Annotated in this window: 10 protein-coding genes and 1 pseudogene; 2 read left to right on the plus strand and 9 right to left on the minus strand. The window is 69.4% G+C overall.

What is annotated here, in order from left to right; genetic code table 11:
- Positions 1–44 precede the first annotated feature (44 nt).
- The gene (locus HR086_RS34995; RefSeq protein WP_174467806.1) at positions 45–1,901 is read left to right on the plus strand and encodes an ATP-binding protein; all 1,857 of its coding nucleotides are present in this window, start codon (positions 45–47) and stop codon (positions 1,899–1,901) included.
- 22 nt (positions 1,902–1,923) lie between these two features.
- Here the strand turns inward: HR086_RS34995 and HR086_RS35000 are convergent, their stop codons facing one another.
- From HR086_RS35000 to HR086_RS35015, 4 genes are all read right to left on the minus strand, one after another.
- Positions 1,924–2,865 (minus strand): OmpA family protein, encoded by a 942-nt coding sequence (locus HR086_RS35000; protein ID WP_174467807.1) that lies wholly within the window; start codon positions 2,863–2,865, stop codon positions 1,924–1,926.
- Positions 2,866–3,202: 337 nt separating this feature from the next.
- Positions 3,203–4,933, minus strand: a complete 1,731-nt coding sequence (locus tag HR086_RS35005; protein ID WP_246137863.1) for a TldD/PmbA family protein — start codon at positions 4,931–4,933, stop codon at positions 3,203–3,205.
- A 117-nt stretch (positions 4,934–5,050) separates the two neighbouring features.
- Complete coding sequence (locus HR086_RS35010) at positions 5,051–6,370, minus strand: nucleotide sugar dehydrogenase (RefSeq protein ID WP_174455257.1); 1,320 nt, start codon at positions 6,368–6,370, stop codon at positions 5,051–5,053.
- A gap of 67 nt (positions 6,371–6,437) precedes the next feature.
- Positions 6,438–8,513, minus strand: a complete 2,076-nt coding sequence (locus HR086_RS35015) for an alginate lyase family protein (RefSeq protein ID WP_174461915.1) — start codon at positions 8,511–8,513, stop codon at positions 6,438–6,440.
- Positions 8,514–8,765: 252 nt separating this feature from the next.
- Here HR086_RS35015 and HR086_RS49290 point away from each other — a divergent pair, with 252 nt between their 5' ends.
- A complete protein-coding gene (locus HR086_RS49290; RefSeq protein WP_174467808.1) occupies positions 8,766–9,734 on the plus strand; it encodes a histidine kinase dimerization/phospho-acceptor domain-containing protein in 969 nt (322 codons plus the stop codon).
- 6 nt (positions 9,735–9,740) lie between these two features.
- Here HR086_RS49290 and HR086_RS35025 read toward each other — a convergent pair whose 3' ends face one another.
- The 5 genes and pseudogenes from HR086_RS35025 to HR086_RS35045 form a co-directional block, all read right to left on the minus strand.
- The gene (locus HR086_RS35025; protein ID WP_174454982.1) at positions 9,741–12,287 is read right to left on the minus strand and encodes a response regulator; all 2,547 of its coding nucleotides are present in this window, start codon (positions 12,285–12,287) and stop codon (positions 9,741–9,743) included.
- Positions 12,288–12,296: 9 nt separating this feature from the next.
- A complete protein-coding gene (locus HR086_RS35030) occupies positions 12,297–12,857 on the minus strand; it encodes a chemotaxis protein CheW (RefSeq protein WP_174454981.1) in 561 nt (186 codons plus the stop codon).
- Between the two features lie 7 nt (positions 12,858–12,864).
- Entirely contained in the window at positions 12,865–13,275 is a 411-nt protein-coding gene (locus tag HR086_RS35035) for a PleD family two-component system response regulator (protein WP_141644719.1), read from the minus strand.
- Positions 13,272–14,876 (minus strand): methyl-accepting chemotaxis protein, encoded by a 1,605-nt coding sequence (locus tag HR086_RS35040; protein WP_371745583.1) that lies wholly within the window; start codon positions 14,874–14,876, stop codon positions 13,272–13,274. Before HR086_RS35040 ends, HR086_RS35035 begins: the two co-directional genes overlap by 4 nt.
- Before the next feature lie 31 nt (positions 14,877–14,907).
- Positions 14,908–15,324 (minus strand): annotated as a pseudogene (locus HR086_RS35045) (chemotaxis protein CheR); the annotation flags it as partial.

Below are 15,324 nucleotides of genomic sequence, written 5' to 3' on the forward strand. Positions count from 1 at the left end.
CCACAGGTTGGGGAAGCCTGTGCGGGGACGGGAGGGGGTAATCGATGGCCGAGCAGCAGCGGAGCAGCCCAGCGCTGTCCGCCGAGGCAACGGACTCTCGGACACTGCTGGAGCGACTCCAGCAGTCCGCCGACGTCCTGGATCAACTCAGCGTGATGCGAGCCCCGGGGCTTCCCGAGGGCGCGCAGGTGACATTGCGCCAGGAAGCCGAGGCCCTGCGGGAGATGCGCGGGGAGTTGGGGCTCCTGCTCAAGAGCTGGTCGCTGCTCACCGACACGTCCCAGAAGCTGCTCAACCTGCCACCCGACGAATTGGAGGCTGGCGTCCGCGCCGCGCTGGAAGTCCTTGGCCGGCAGATCGACGCGCAGCGCGGCTACGTCAACCTGCTCTCCGACGACGGCGAGCACCTGTCGGACTCCTACGAGTGGTGCACTCACGGCATGCAGCCCCACGGACTGGCGACCCACCGGGGACGCTCCGTGGTGGACTTCCGCTGGTCGCTGGACGAGCTGCGCGCGGGCCGCATGGTGACGGTGACGGACGCGGCGAAGCTTCCCCTCGAGGCCACCGAGGAGCGGCGCCTCTGCGCACTGCTGTCCATCCGCTCCTACATCAACGCGCCGCTGCTGCTCGCGGGCCGGTTGATCGGCTGGATGGGGTTCGACGCCATGGACCAGCCGCGGGAGTGGAAGCCGGAAGAGCGGCACCTGATGCGCCTGACGGGCCACGTGCTGGTCAACGCGGTGGAGCGCAAGCGCCGGGATGCGCAGCTCCTCCAGGAGAAGGAGCGGGAGCAGCGCGCGCAGTCCCTCGGCATCCTCGCGGCGGGGCTGGCGCACGAAATCAACAACCCGCTCGCGTACACGGCGGGCAATCTCGAATACCTGCGCGAGCGACTGCCCGGCCCCAACGAGCCCACGGACGAGGAATGTCGCCAGGTCCTCGACGAAGCCCTGGAGGGCACGCTGCGAATCCAGCGCATCGTCGCGGACCTCAAGGCCCTCTCGGCCACGAGTGCCGAGGCCATGGAGCCGGTGGACCTCAAGGCCGTCACGGAGAGCACGCTCCGGATGGCGGCCAACCAACTGCGCCACCGGGCGCAAGTCGTGCGCGACTACGACACGGAAGTGCCCCGGGTGCGTGGCACCGCGACGAAGCTGGGCCAGGTGCTGCTCAACCTGGTGCTCAACGCCGCCCACGCCATCCCCGACGGGCACGCCTCCCAGCACCGCATCACCGTCGCCTTGCGCGCCGAGGCCGATGAGGTGCGGCTCTCCATCAGCGACACCGGCTGCGGCATCGCCGCGGACGTCATGCCCCGCATCTTCGACCCGCTCTTCACCACGCGTCGCTCGGGCGAAGGCATGGGCATGGGCCTGGCCATCTGTCGCGACATCATCTCCGCGCTGGGGGGACGCATTGGCGTGAGCAGTGAGCCGGGCCAGGGGACCACCGTGGAGGTGTTCCTGCCCCGTGCGGAGCATGACGCTTTCGTCGCGCCGGTCCCCCGGGTCGGCCCTCCGTCCCTGGGGCGACGCGTGCTGGTGGTGGATGACGAGCCTCGCGTGCTCGACTTGATGCGCAGGCTGCTGCGAGGCCACGAGCTGGTCACCGTCGCCAATGGCCGCGAGGCACTGGCGCACCTGGGCCAGGACAGGGCCTTCGATGTCATCCTCTGCGACTTGATGATGCCGGAGCTGACGGGCATGGACGTGTACCACTCCGTCCGCGACTCCTGGCCGGGGCTGCATGACCGCATCGTCTTCATCAGCGGCGGCGCGTTCACCCCGGAGACGAAGCGCTTCCTCCAGGAAGTGCGCAACCCGGTGCTCGCCAAGCCCTTCGAGGCGCAGCACCTGCGCGACATGGTGATGACGGTGGGCTCCGCGCGGCTCGATTGAGCGCCGGGCGGAGACTCGCGACTCAGGGAGGCGACGGCTCCGCGACCAACTCCACGCGGCGGCTGCGCGCGAAGCACCCTGGAGTCCCGTCATCACACGGAGGCTGGTCCGCGCCGTGCGTCTCCAGCAGCAGGCGGCTTCCCTCCACGCCGAGCGCCTCGAGCCTCGCTGCCACGGACTGAGCGCGCCCCAAGCCCAGCGACGCGTTGACGGACTCGGTCCCCAGCACATCCGCGTGGCCCCGCAGCCGGACGCGCAGGCTCGGACGCTCACGAAGACAGTCCGCCGCGCGCAGCAGCGAGGCTTCCCCGTCCGGGGAGAGTCGGGTGTCGAAGAAGGCGAAGAAGATGGGCTCCAGTTCGCAGGTGCCAGGAGGCTCGGCACCGGAGGACACGGAGGCCGTGGCCACGGATTGAATGGGAGACAGCCGTCGAGCCTCCGCGAGCACCTCATCGACGACCCGCGCCGCCACGTCCTCCGGGAGCGGCCTGTTCGCAGCGGCGCCGTACTCGATTCCCACCACCGCTTCCTGGGGCTGCCCCATGAGCAGGAAGGCGGGACGTTGTTGCCACTGCACGGTGACGCCGTCGCGCTCATACGCCGTCGAGGTGATGCGCACCGTGTCGCCGGGCCGCGCGTCGAGCGTCACGCGCCCGCGCATCACGAAGCGATAGCCCTCCACGTACGAGAAGACATCCGAGCGTCCCTCGTACACCGTCGTCACGTCGAGCCAGTGCAGCCCGAGCGGCAGCACATGCCGGGGGCCGCCCGACGCGCTCCGTGCGCCATCTTCTGGGGCCGATGGCAGGGGGCGTCCATCCAACATGGACTCCACCGAGATGAGCTCCCAGTTACCACCCGGGCTCAGCCTGTCGTCGTGCACCAACTCCAACCAGGCTTCGCCCGTGGGCAGGGGCTCCGCGCCTCCGACACCGCCCACGAGGAGCACGAGCAGGACACCCAACGCGGACAGCAGACTCCTCGCGACACGACCTTCGTCATGAGGCGGCGCACGACTCCACGCCACGCCAGTCCTTGCTCGCGGCGCCATGCGGCTCAACAGACTCCTCGCGACGCAACTTACGTCCCGGGACTTCGCATGACTCCACACGACGCCAGTCCTCGCTCGCGGCGCCGCGAGGCTCCAACCAGGCCAGTTGCCCTCCGCGCCTGAATCAGCGGCTCGAGCCGACAGCAGACGCCACACGACACGGGCTCCCCTCAGGAGCACCGCGCCGCTCTCCGCCCATCCGCCCGGCGGTGCCGGACGTTCTTTGTGCCATGCCCCCCGCATTGGCGAATCAGGGCTTCTCGCGAGCCGGCGACGCCTGCAGTGTCGTCGGGCTGGGGAGGATGGGCGGACGGTCCTTGCCTTCGACCGCGCGCTGGAGCTCGATCTCCTGGAGCAGCGCCGCGGGCGCCACCGTGGACACGGGCACGTTGCCGCTCTCCGCGCCGCAGAAGCCGTTGAAGATGCCCCGCTTCTCGCCGGTGGCCATGATGCGGTTCACCGCTGACAGCGGCGTGCCCACAATCTCCACGCCACGCACCAGCGACTCCTTTCCCGTCTTCACATCCACCCGGTACACCATGCGCGGAACCCCCTTGAAGGCCTGGTAGCCGTAGCTGGACGTGTTGGTGTTGCCCCCGGTGATGTCGCGGATGATGAGGCCATAGGGCTTGTTCTGCCGCTTCGCCTCGTCGATGAGCATCTGCTTCAGCTTCGCATCGCTCACCTGCCGCGTGCTCTCCACCATCAGATTCGCCATGCGCGCCACCGGCTTCAGCGTGCCCTGGCTGCGCCCGTGTCCGTTGGAGTTGAGGAACCCATCCACCGGACGTCGACCCAGCAGGTAGTTTCGCAGCACGCCCTTCTCCACCAGCGTCACCCGCTGCCCCTTCACTCCCTCTTCGTCATAGAGGTAGTACCCGTTGAGCGGCTCCCCGGCCAGTGCACGTTGGGACGGGTCATCGTGGATGGACAGGAACGCGGGCAGCACCAGCTTCCCGATCTGCCCCTTGAAGGTCTTCCCCTCGTTGTCCCCATCCTGCCTGTCGCCCTCCAGCCGGTGCCCCACCGTCTCGTGGAAGAGCACGCCCGAGGCCTCCGGCGCGAGAATGGCGGGCCCCGAGTACGGGTCGATGGCGGGAGCCTGCCGCAGAGCGAGCAGCTCCTCGATGACCTTCGCCGCCGCCGCGCGCACACGCTCATCGTCCGGGAGCCCCGCCTCCGTGGGCGCGTAGAAGTCCCGCGAGTCATCCAGGAGCTGCCCGTCCGGCGCCCGCGTCACCGCCGTGACATGGAGCCCATACAACGTCTCCTCCGTCACCAGCCGCGTGCCCTCCGTGGACACGAACAGCCGAGTCACCTTGTCCGAGGTGACTCGGACCTCCGAATCGAAGATCTCCGGATGCGCGTTGAACTGCGCGGACACCTCACGCGACAGCTTCACCCAGCGCTCGCGGTTGAACGGGTTCGCCACCGGCGGCTGGACGAAACTGCTCGCCTTCTCCTTCGTGAAGGAGGCTGGACGCTTCGGGTCCTCCACCGAGTAGACGTCCTCGCCCTTCTTCTTCAGGAACTGGAAGAGCGCCGACTTGTACTTCTCGTCGGTGATGAGCCACAGCGCGGTGCGCAGCGCCAGCGGCGAGTCATCCAGTGGGCCTTCCTTGCGCGAGGTGTAGCTGGTGCCCTTGGTGGAGAAGGAGAACTCCAGCCCCTCCTCGACCGAGCTGTCGAAGGCATAGTCGCCCACCCGCGTGTCGACGTAGAGCCGACGCTCGCGGTAGCCGTCGTCCAGGAAGACGGCGCCATAACGCGCGGCCACGACCTCCTGCGCGTAGTCCTTGAGCTGGTAGCTCATGAAGTACGGCGGCTCGTGGCTCTGGAGCTTGAGCTGCTGTTGGTTGCGCGACAGCTCGCTCGACATCGCATCGAGCAGCGTCAGTCGCGAGTCCTGCGCGGGCGTCGCCGCCAGCAACACGGCCGAGGCCGCCAGCAGGGGGAGAACGGGTCGGGTGAGGGAATTCACGGCCCCCACTGTACCCAAACCACCCCGCAAGACGAGCAGGTCCGCCGACCCCAGGTGCCCCTCCCGACACCTGGAGTCGTGGACCCCTGCCCGGAGGGTCGGCTTCCGGGCCCCTGCTTACGCCTTGGTCACCTTCTCGCGGCCCAGGGACACGCCCTTGGTCGCGTTGCGGGTGTCAATCACACACGACGAATTCGCCACCACCGCCGCGTAGTCGATGTTGGAGTGGTCCGTGAGGATGATGACGACGTCGTAGTCGCCCAGCTTCTCCGGCACCAACGGGACGGACTTCATCTCCATGTTGAAGCCGTGGCCCTTGTGCAGCTCGGGCACGTACGGGTCATGGTAGCTGATGTCCGCGCCCTTCTCCGCCAGGAGCGTCATGATGCGCAGGGAAGGACTCTCGCGCATGTCGTCGATGTCCTTCTTGTACGCGGCGCCCAGGCAGAGCACGCGCGCGCCGTTGAGCGTCTTGCGGCTCTTGTTGAGCGCTTCCATGGTGCGCTGCACCACGTAGTACGGCATCTGCCAGTTCACCTCGCCGGCCAGCTCGATGAACTTGGTGTGGAACTCGTACTCGCGCGCCTTCCACGTCAGGTAGAACGGGTCGATGGGGATGCAGTGCCCACCGAGACCCGGGCCCGGGTAGAACGGCTGGAAGCCGAAGGGCTTGGTGCTGGCGGCCTGGATGACCTCCCACACGTCCACGTTCATCCGGTCGCAGAGCATCTTCATCTCGTTGACCATGGCGATGTTCACGCAGCGGTAGATGTTCTCCAGCAGCTTGGCGAGCTCCGCCACGCGGGTGGAGGACACCGGCACCACTTCCTTCAGCGCGCTGCCGTACAGCGCGGCCGCCACCTCGGAGCACTCCGGGGTGTAGCCACCGACAATCTTCGGAATCGTCTTCGTGTTGAAGTTCTTGTTGCCCGGGTCCTCGCGCTCGGGGCTGAAGGCCAGGTGGAAGTCCACGCCCGCCTTGAGGCCGTTCTTCTCGAGCAGGGGCTTGAGCACCTCCTCGGTGGTGCCCGGGTACGTCGTGGACTCCAGGATGAAGAGCTGTCCCCGGCGCACGTGCGGCGCGAGCGACTCACCCGTCTGGATGATGTAGCTCATGTCCGGCTCACGCGAAGCCGTCAACGGCGTGGGCACGCAGATGATGACGCAGTCCAGGTCCTTCGCCTTCGCGAAGTCGTTCGTCGCCTTCAGCTTGCCGGACTTCGTGAGCTCCGCCAGCGGCCCGCTGGGGATGTGCTTGATGTAGCTCTCGCCCTTCTCAATCTTGTCGAGTTTGCGCTTGTCGACGTCGAGCCCCAACACCGGGAAGCCCGCCTCCGCGAACGCCATACCCAAAGGAAGACCGACGTACCCCAACCCCACCACACCGACCTTCGCCTCCCGCCGACGAATACGCTCCAACAGCGGGCTGCCGACCATCACCCTCATCGTCCTCACCTCTCCTGATGCGACGTGCCGTCAAGACGGTCACGCCCCGACCCGAAACTCACCTGAAGACAACCAACCACCTCAAACCCGTCGGAGGCTTCACCTGCCTCCGGAACTCCACCGTCATCGCCGGCACCACCCGCCCGTAGCCGGGTGAATACCCAGACGCCACCAGTCCAGACTCCAGTCCGCGCTCCAGCAGAATCCATGCGAGCGGCGCGCCCGCGGGGCCCAGCTCCACCGCGAGGGGCTCGAACTCCAGCGGTTCCTCCGCCGCGCGCTGCGCCCGGGCGAGCACCTGCGCATCCGGCGTCACGCGCCGCGCCTGCTCGTCGGGGAGATGAAAGCGTCCAATGACTTCGTGCTGCCCGGTGCCGATGAAGCTGTCGCACCCCGCCAACGCGCGCTCGTGCCGGTTCAACCGGAACGTGCGCTCGATGCCCACCGGCGCGGGGAGCATGCGGTACCCATCATGACGGACACGCAATCTGTCCACGCTCGAGCCAGGAAGGAAGGCCACCACGCGCGCCTTCGCACCCTCGGGCAGCGCGAACAACCGCGCGGGGTCCAACGGGGCCTGCTCCGCCCCATCCACCTGCACGGTGTTGTGCGCGGCCGTGCCACGAAACGCGTTCCGCATCGCCGGCTCTCTCGTGTACGAGCCCGTGCCAGGGTCGACGATGAGAGGACGGCCGCCCAGGTGCAACTCGAAGGACAGCTTGTCGTTGTGGCTGTGCCCGCCCACTCCGCGCTGCCCCTGCTTGCCCGCGCTCACCGTGACGACGGCTCCCGCGCCCCGCAGCACGTGGAAGCCTCCCTCGGGAAAGCTCACGGACAGAGAAGGCGCCGCGGGCGACAGCCGACGGTGACGCTCCATGCCTGCCTGGCCCAGGAGCCACGCCGCCTCGTCCGGCGGCTCGCCGCCTCCCAGGCCCGCGTCTCCGAAGAGGGCCGCGCCCAGGCCCACCAGATAGCCCTGCTCCAGGTCGCCCCGCTCCCGCAGGGGGAAGACGCGACCGGAGTCGTTGTCACCCAACTGCGGCGCCAGCCCCGTCTCCGAGCACCACGCGCGCACGACATGGAACATCCTGCGCAGGCGCGTCTCATAGGCCGTGCCGAGCGCCACGCCCGAGCCCCGCGCCACCAGCAGCGCCAGGGTGAACAGCTCCACCGACAGCCGGTGGTAGGGAATGGAGCCCTCGAAGGACGTGCCCTCGACATGCACCTGCGCGGACATCTGCTCGCACAGGCCCGACACCGCCACCGACACCTGGCGCGACGTGTCCGGCAGTTGGGGGAAGAGCAGCCCCACCACGAGCAGGCCGACGTAGTTGGAGACGAGGTGGTTGTTGGGCACCGCGCCCCGGTCCTCGAGATGCGCCTCCACCCAGGACAGATGGTCCGCGAGCGAGCCCAGCACCGGCACCAGGAACTCCGGACGGCGCACCACGGCGGCATCGGAGAACATGACCAGCGCCTGCGCGAGATTGGCCGCGCGCAGCGCCACCTCCATGGCGCACGTCCAGTGGACGCCCTGCCCCACGGGATTGGCCTGCAGGAAGTCGAGCACCTGCATGGCGAAGGCGGAGGAGAGCCTGTCGCGCTCGTCCGGTGACTTCTCCACCCAGTAGCCCTGGGCCAGCGCGATGGCGCTGTCGAGCCGCCCCATCACCCAGGGGTACTTCGGGTCATTCCCCTTCGAGTGGAGCGGCATCCGATCCACGGGGGCCAGCGGATATCGGTGGCCACTGAGCGCGTCCAGCGACCAGTCCACCGGGCGGCCCTCACCAAAGGCGACGCGCGTTCCAAAGACGTCCCATTCCTGACGGAGCGCGGCCTGGGCGCGGGCCCTGGCACGCTCACGCGCTCCGGGAATGGCCGCGAGCGCCTCCAGCACGGAGTCACGCTGGGACAGCTCACACCAGACACGGGAGGCTCGATTGCCGAGGGCTCTTTCCGCCAGCTCCTCCGCACGGGCCGCGCCGAAGGCTTGAAGCAGCAACACCTCATCGGTGCGCTCGCGCCTTCGATATCGCGCCTGCCGTGCCACGCCTTGCACTCGCCGCATCGCACTGAGGGCCAGGGCCCCCGGAGCGAGTCTCGCGATTGCCGCGTAGTAGTCGAGAGTCCCCATTCGTCCCTTCCGCAGCCCGTCGCAGTGGCCGTTAGCAAGGGTCCGGCCAAGGGGTGCATGCGAGGAGTTGAGCGGGTTTGGGCGATCACCCTGCCCCGCGGGACAGTAAAAAGTCGGGAGCCCATCGGCGCACGTGGGTAAAGGATTGCCGGTAGGCGTCCCTTTCTTTGCCCTCCGTGGGCAGTGTTGCGCCCTGACCGAGGCGTGCCCATACCTCTGCGCGTGCAAGCCGGTGCTTGGAGTGGGCGGAGCGTGGACCTCACGCTCGACGCAGGGGTGGAGCAGGCGCTCGCGGCGGTGGCCGAGCGCGCGCTGCGCTGTGGCTCCCATGCGGGGATGGAGTTGCTGCTGCGCGAGACGCTCCGGCTGACGGAGGCCTCCGGCGCGGCCCTCTATGATGGGCGCACCTGCGTGGCCAGGGCGGGCACGGGCGTCGCCGGTCCATCGTCGGGAGGCGGACGGCTCCTGAAGGTGTGGCCCGAGCGAACAGGACGCTCGGACGAGCGGGTGCTCGAACGGCTGTCCGCCTTCGCGAGCGCCCTGCTCGCCGCGCATGCCCGCGAGTCCGCCGCCGAAGCCCGCCACGCGCGCCTGTTGGCCTCACGACGCGAACAGGAACGCAACGCGGCCCGTTGGGAGCAGCGCCGCTCGCTCGCGGCACATGACCTGCGAACCCCGTTGATGGTCATCAAGGGCTACCTGGACATGATGATGAAGGGCACCGCCGGACCCTTGAGCGCGACGATGCAGCGCTATCTGGACCGGATGATGCGCTCGGCCCAGGACCAGCGGGCCCTCATCGACTTCCGGCTGGGACGAGGCAGCGCCACGGACCTGTGTCCACTGCTCCACTCGGCGTTCGGCCCCGATACGAAGCGGGCGTCCCGATGGAGTGTCGCGCTGGCGGTGCCGGACCGGGCGGTGATGGTGAAGGCAAGCCCGGCGCAGTTGGAGGCCTGGGTGCGAGCCCTGGTGCGCGGGCTCGCGTCGACGCATGCCACGTCCGTGACACTTCAACTGGAGTTGCTCGAACCCATGCGCTGCTGGCGACTGGCCGCATCGACAGAAGGAGGACGCGAGCCAGGTGAGCGCCCGTTCATGTTGCTGGGAGAACTCACGCGGCGACTCGGCGGCAGCGTGCGCTCCCCTGCCCCGGGCGTACACCCTTGGGTCCTCCAGCTCCCGGCGGAGCTGGGACCTCCGGGAGCCTCCGGTTCCTGAGCGACTTCAGCGGGTCGGCAGGAGCTGCCGCACGAGTTCGAGCAGCTTGCCGCGCTCCACCTCGCGCTTGACGAGGTAGCCGTCCGCGCCCGCCTCGAGCCCCGCGGCGCGGTCCTCCGGACTGTCGAGCGAGGTGACGAGGATGACGGGTGTGGAGTGCAGCGTCGGGTGGGACTTGATGCGTCGGGCGAGCCCCACGCCATCCAGTCGCGGCATCTGCCAGTCACTCACGACGAGCTGACACGGCGTGCGCTCCAGGATGCCCCACGCTTCTTCACCGTCCGCCGCCGTCACCACCGGGAAGCCGGCAATCTCGAGCAGCGACTTCATGGCGAAGCGCGTGGTGAGCGCGTCGTCGCACACGAGGATGCGCGGACGCCGCACCTCCGCCGCCATCGAGCGCGTCTCCGGCCGGGCCACGCGAACGAGCTCCGGCGCGTTGAGCACCGGCACCACGCGACCGTCATCCAGCACCGCCGCGCCGGCGAGGTGCCGCACGGTTTGGAGATGTTTGCCCAGGGAGCGCACGACGATTTCCTGCTGCCCCACCACCTCGTCGATGGCGTACAGCACCTTGTCGCCGCCAACGACGATCAGCGCCGCCGTCTGCACGTTCCCCGACTCGATGGCCAGGGGAAGCCGGGGCAGGCCAATGGCCTCCGCCAGCGGCAGGAAGGTCAGCTGCGAGCCGTCCACGCGGGCCACCACGCGCCCCGCCACCGTGCCCACGTCCTCGGGCTTCAGGCGCAGCACGCGCTCCACGCTGTCGGAAGGAATGGCGGACACCGTCGTGCCCGTGCGAACCAGGAGCCCCAGCGCGGAGGCCAGCGTCAGCGGCAGGTCCACCGTGAAGCGCGTGCCCCGACCGGCCCAGAACTCCACGTCGACGGAGCCCTGGAGCCGCGCCGCCATGGCCTGCACCACGTCCAGCCCCACGCCGCGTCCCGAGGTCGCCGTCACCTGCTCTCGCGTGGAGAAGCCCGGCTGGAACACCAGCCGCGCGGCCTGCGCGTCGGAGAGCCGGGCTGCCTCTTCTTCCGACAGCAGCCCCCGCCGCACGGCCGTGGCGCGCACGCGCTCCGGTGACAGGCCGTAGCCATCATCCTCCACCACCACGCCAATGCGCGCGCCCCGAGGCTCCACTCGCACCGTCAGGCGGCCCGTCTCCAGCTTGCCCGCGGCGCGCCGCTCCGCCGGAGACTCCAGCCCGTGGTCGATGGCGTTGCGCACCAGGTGCAGCAGCGGGTCCTTGAGCGCATCGAGGATGCGCCGGTCCAACCGCACATCGCCGCCAGTGAGCTCCAGCGCCACGTCCTTGCCCAGCCGCGTGGCCACCTCGCGCACGGTGCGGCGCAGCGGCTCCAGGAGCTGGGACGCGGGCACCATGCGCAAATCACGCAGGTCATCGCGCGCCACCTGCGCCACCAGCGCCAGCTGCTCGCCGTCGCGGTGCGCCTCGCGCGACACCTCCAGCAAGCGCTTCTGCATCGTCCGCATCAGCGCCACGCCGGAGCGCAGCGACTCCAGCGCCGGCCCGCCACCCGCCAGCGTGAGCTGCGACGACGCGCGCTCCAGGTGTCGCAGCACCTCGTGCGTCCCATCCGACAGGGCGCGATAGCCTTCCGAGCGCCGCGCCTGCTGCGCGCGCCCCGCCACGAGCAGCTCCACCTGGAGCGCCAGCGACTCGAGCGTCTTCACCGCCACGCGCACCGTGTGGTCGGCCGTGGTGCCTCGCACCTCCGGCTGCGGCGCGGGCGCCTGCGCGCCTGGGGTGCCCGAGTCAGCGGGAGTCGGCGCGGGCACGGCACGCAGCGCATCCACCGTGCGCGCCATGTTGCCCTGCGCCCCACCCTCTTCCAGTTGGGCCCGCAGCTCCACCAGCGTACCGGCCACGTCGGAAGCGGCCAGGCTCGCCGCGTCACCTCCGGGCTCCATGCGCGCGAAGCCCAGCGCGGCGGACTCGGCCAGCGTCGCCAGTCGCGTGGCGCCGGACTCCTGCGCCGCGCCTCGCAGCGTGCGCGCCCGCTCCATCGCCTTGCGCACGACGGCCGCCCTGTCCGGGACGTCCGGAGAGCAGAGCGCGCCGAGCGAGGCCTCGAGGAAGTCCAGCGCCTCCATCCCCTGGGCGGACAGGCCCGAGGCCACCGTCGTCGACTGGGGAATGGAGACGTCGCGCCCCAGCAGCTTCAGGAGCGCGCTCAGGCCTTCCACCTCGGGAGACTGGCCGGCGTCACCCCGGGCCATGGCCGCTTCGATGCCGGACAGGCCGCGCAGCATGGACTCCACGGCGGCGCGAGGCAGGCCCGTATCCGGCTCGATGTGGGTCAGCCCGTCTTCGATGGCGTGCACCACCTGCTCGATGTCGTCCAGCCCCAGGCTCGCCGCCGAGCCCTTGAGGCTGTGCACCAGTCGCTTGAGCGAGGGCAACAGGTCCGCCTCGCGCTCGCGAGCCGGGCCCTCCAACCCGAGCACCTTCGCTCCAATGGCTTGGATCTGCTCACGCGTCTCCGCGGAGAACACCGGCCAGATGCTGCGCAAGAGCTGCGGGTCCATGTCGCGCCTCTATTCCCGCGCCTGGGCGGCCGGGCCTCCGAGCTGCTCCAACTCCAGCACCGTCAGCCGGTCCGGAGTCAGGTACAGGAAGGGTCCTGGCGGGGGCTCCGAGAGCTCGGACTTCGGCAACTCCTTGCGGCCCTCCACCAACTCCGCCGCCAGGCCGAACGTCTCCTCACCGACCTCCACCACCACGATTTTTCCCAGGTCCGACATGCCGCCACCCTCCAGCCCGAGCAACTGGCGGAGGTCCAACACCGGCACCACCCGCGAGCGGCTGGCCAGCGCGCCCAGCACATGCGGCGGCGCGCCGGGCAACGGGGAGATGCCACGCGCTTCCAGCACATGGTCCACGTGCTCGATGCGCACCGCGTAGCGCTCGCCTCCCACCTGGAAGGCGAGCACCGACAGCACCTCGTGGTGCTCCTCGTGACGAGATTCGGCCAGGGCACGCGCGCGGGCGCCGAGCACCTCGCGGCGCTTGTCCGCGCTCACCCCGGGCGCGTGGGAAACGTCGAGCTGGGGCTGGGGGCCCAAGGAGTCGTTCACCTTGACCTCGTCACTCGGCATGCGGGCATCACCGGGTCTTCGCGGGCAGCTTCAACATGTCACTCACCTTCGAGCGCAGGTCATCCACCGACACCGGCTTGTTGAGGAACGCGTTGGCACCCACCAGCTTGCCCTTCTGGCGACTCGCGTCGTCCTTCAGGGAGGTGAGCATCATGAAGGGGATGTTGTGCAACTGGGTGTCCGCGCGGACGGCCGCGCACAGGGCGAACCCGTCCATCAGCGGCATCTGCACGTCGGAGATGATGAGATCGGGCTTGAGGTCTCTTGCCTTGCTCAAACCCTCCACGCCGTTGGGCGCGTCGAAGAACTCCAATCCCCATCCCATCAGGTAGACCTGGAGCAAGTTGGTGATGGTCCTTGTGTCCTCGACGATGAGGACCTTCAAGGCCTGTCGTGACGTCGCCACGTTCGCGTTCATAGCTGGTACCTACCCACCAGGTCCGAGAAGCGCTTCGAGAGATTGGTCAGGTTTCCAGCCACCTGTTCGATGCGTCGCGTCCCTATGACGGAGTCTCCCATGGCGGACGTCAGCTCGCCCATCGCCGCAGCGATTTGCTCGACGCCAATCGTCTGCTGCCGGGTATTGCCGGCGATCTGTCGGGCCGCTCCGGACGACTCGCGAATGACTTCGGACAGTCCGAGGATGGCCGAGCCCGCGCCGCGCGCCAGCTCCATCGCGGCCTGTGCCCGCCGGCTTCCCTCTTCCGTCGCGCTGACGGCCGCGCGCGTTCCCTTCTGCACTTCGTTGAGCAGTCCGCGCACCTGCTCCGCGGCCAGTCGGGACTGCTCCGCCAGGGTGCGCATCTCGGTGGCCACCACCGCGAAGCCGCGCCCGTGTTCACCCGCCTTGGCCGCCTCGATGGAGGCGTTGAGCGCCAGCAGGTTGGACTGTTCAGCGACGTCCTTCACGGTGCTGATGATGTCGCCAATCTGAAGGGTGCGCTCACTCAGGTCGGTAATGGACAGGGCGATGGCCTTCACCTGCTCGCCCAGCTTCTCCATTCCGGCCACGCTCTCCGAGACGACCTTCTGGCCCTCGGTGCTGAGCACCTCCGACTTCTGCGTCTGGGAGATGACGGAGTCCGCGTAGGCGGTCGCCTGCTTGGACGTCTGGGCGATTTCGGCCACGGTGGTGCTCGTCTCGCTGATGGCGGAGGCCTGCTGGTGCGCCATGGCCGACTGCTGCGTGGACGTGGTCAGCACCCCGACGGCTTCCTTCTCCATCTCCGCCGCCGCGCCGCGCAGGTCTTCCAGCAGGTGCGCCAGGCCCTCGGACATGGCCGCGAAGCTGCGCGACACCTCGCCAATCTCATCCGAGGCCACCGTGTCGAACTGCTGGCGCAGGTTGCCGCCCGCGATGCCCGACGCCGCGCGCGCCAGCCGCTCCAGCGGGACGACGAGCAGCCCCGACATGAACCATGACGCCAGCAGGCACGCGGACAGGATGAAGAGGCCGAGCACCAGGGTGAAGCGGGTGGTGCCCTTCAGCGCGTTGGTGAGCGCCTCCTCATGGAGCGCCACCTGCACGGTGCCCACGCGGCGGTTGGAGCCCCCTTGCGGCGCGAGCACGGGCACGGTGGACTCCAGCACCGACTCGCCGTGGATGACGAGCCTGCGCTCCACCGCGTCCTCGCCCTCGGCGGACGGCTGGTCCGCGCCCGCGAAGCGCTCCGCGGCGACCTCCGCCAACAGCTCGCCCTTCGCATCGCGCACCAGCACGTAGGCCACGTCGGGCACGTGGCGCAGGACGCCGTGCGCCGTGGCCTGGATGCGGCTTGCGTCCTGGTTGGCCACCAGCATGGGCGCCAGCGTCCTGGACAGCTCCGAGCTCACCGAGCGCGAGCGCCGCGCCAGGTCCTCCCGCTGCGCGCCGCTCATCTGCACCCAGAAGGCGAGGATGAGGATGCCGGCCACCAGCACGCCCGTCACGCCCGTCACGGCGACAATCTTGAAACGCAGGCTGAGGCGTCCCACCGCGAGCCGTCCCGGCAGCGTCAGCTTCGTCTCTTTGTCGTCCACGTTGCCTCCCACCGGTGAAGGACGCGCGCCATCAGCGCACACCCTGCCAGCCGGACTGCGTTCTTGGAGCCAGGGCCTGTCGCAGGCCTCCGGCGGTCATCGTTTCCACTCCGCGCAACGGCTGCTCGTCGTCCAGCCCCTCGAGCGCGCGCAGTGCATTCTGTCGTGCGCGCTCCGCGTCCTCGGGCCGGTCCATGCGCCCATAGAGCGCCACCAGCGTCGCGTGACCGAGCGCCAACCTCGGGTCCAGATACAGCGCCTTGCGCACGGCCTCCACCGCCCCGTTCAGCTCTCCGCGCCCCTCCGCCACCATCGCCAGCAGCAGGTACGCCTCCGGCATCAGCGCCTTCGCGGCCTCGCGCGCCAGCGCCTCCGCCTCCTCGAACTGTCCGGCCCGCGCCGCGTCCACCGCGCGCGCCATCGGGTCCTTGAGGACGGAGACGGGGGG

This window comes from Myxococcus sp. CA039A, assembly GCF_013336645.1.
In the GTDB taxonomy this organism is placed as follows: domain Bacteria; phylum Myxococcota; class Myxococcia; order Myxococcales; family Myxococcaceae; genus Myxococcus; species Myxococcus llanfairpwllgwyngyllgogerychwyrndrobwllllantysiliogogogochensis.

Coding starts and splice junctions, on each gene's coding strand:
- HR086_RS34995 (WP_174467806.1), top strand. CDS start 45: ATGGCCGAGCAGCAGCGGAGCAGCCCAGCGCTGTCCGCCGAGGCAACG.
- HR086_RS35015 (WP_174461915.1), bottom strand. CDS start 8,513: ATGGGGACTCTCGACTACTACGCGGCAATCGCGAGACTCGCTCCGGGG.
- HR086_RS35035 (WP_141644719.1), bottom strand. CDS start 13,275: ATGAACGCGAACGTGGCGACGTCACGACAGGCCTTGAAGGTCCTCATC.
- HR086_RS35030 (WP_174454981.1), bottom strand. CDS start 12,857: ATGCCGAGTGACGAGGTCAAGGTGAACGACTCCTTGGGCCCCCAGCCC.
- HR086_RS35025 (WP_174454982.1), bottom strand. CDS start 12,287: ATGGACCCGCAGCTCTTGCGCAGCATCTGGCCGGTGTTCTCCGCGGAG.
- HR086_RS35010 (WP_174455257.1), bottom strand. CDS start 6,370: ATGGTCGGCAGCCCGCTGTTGGAGCGTATTCGTCGGCGGGAGGCGAAG.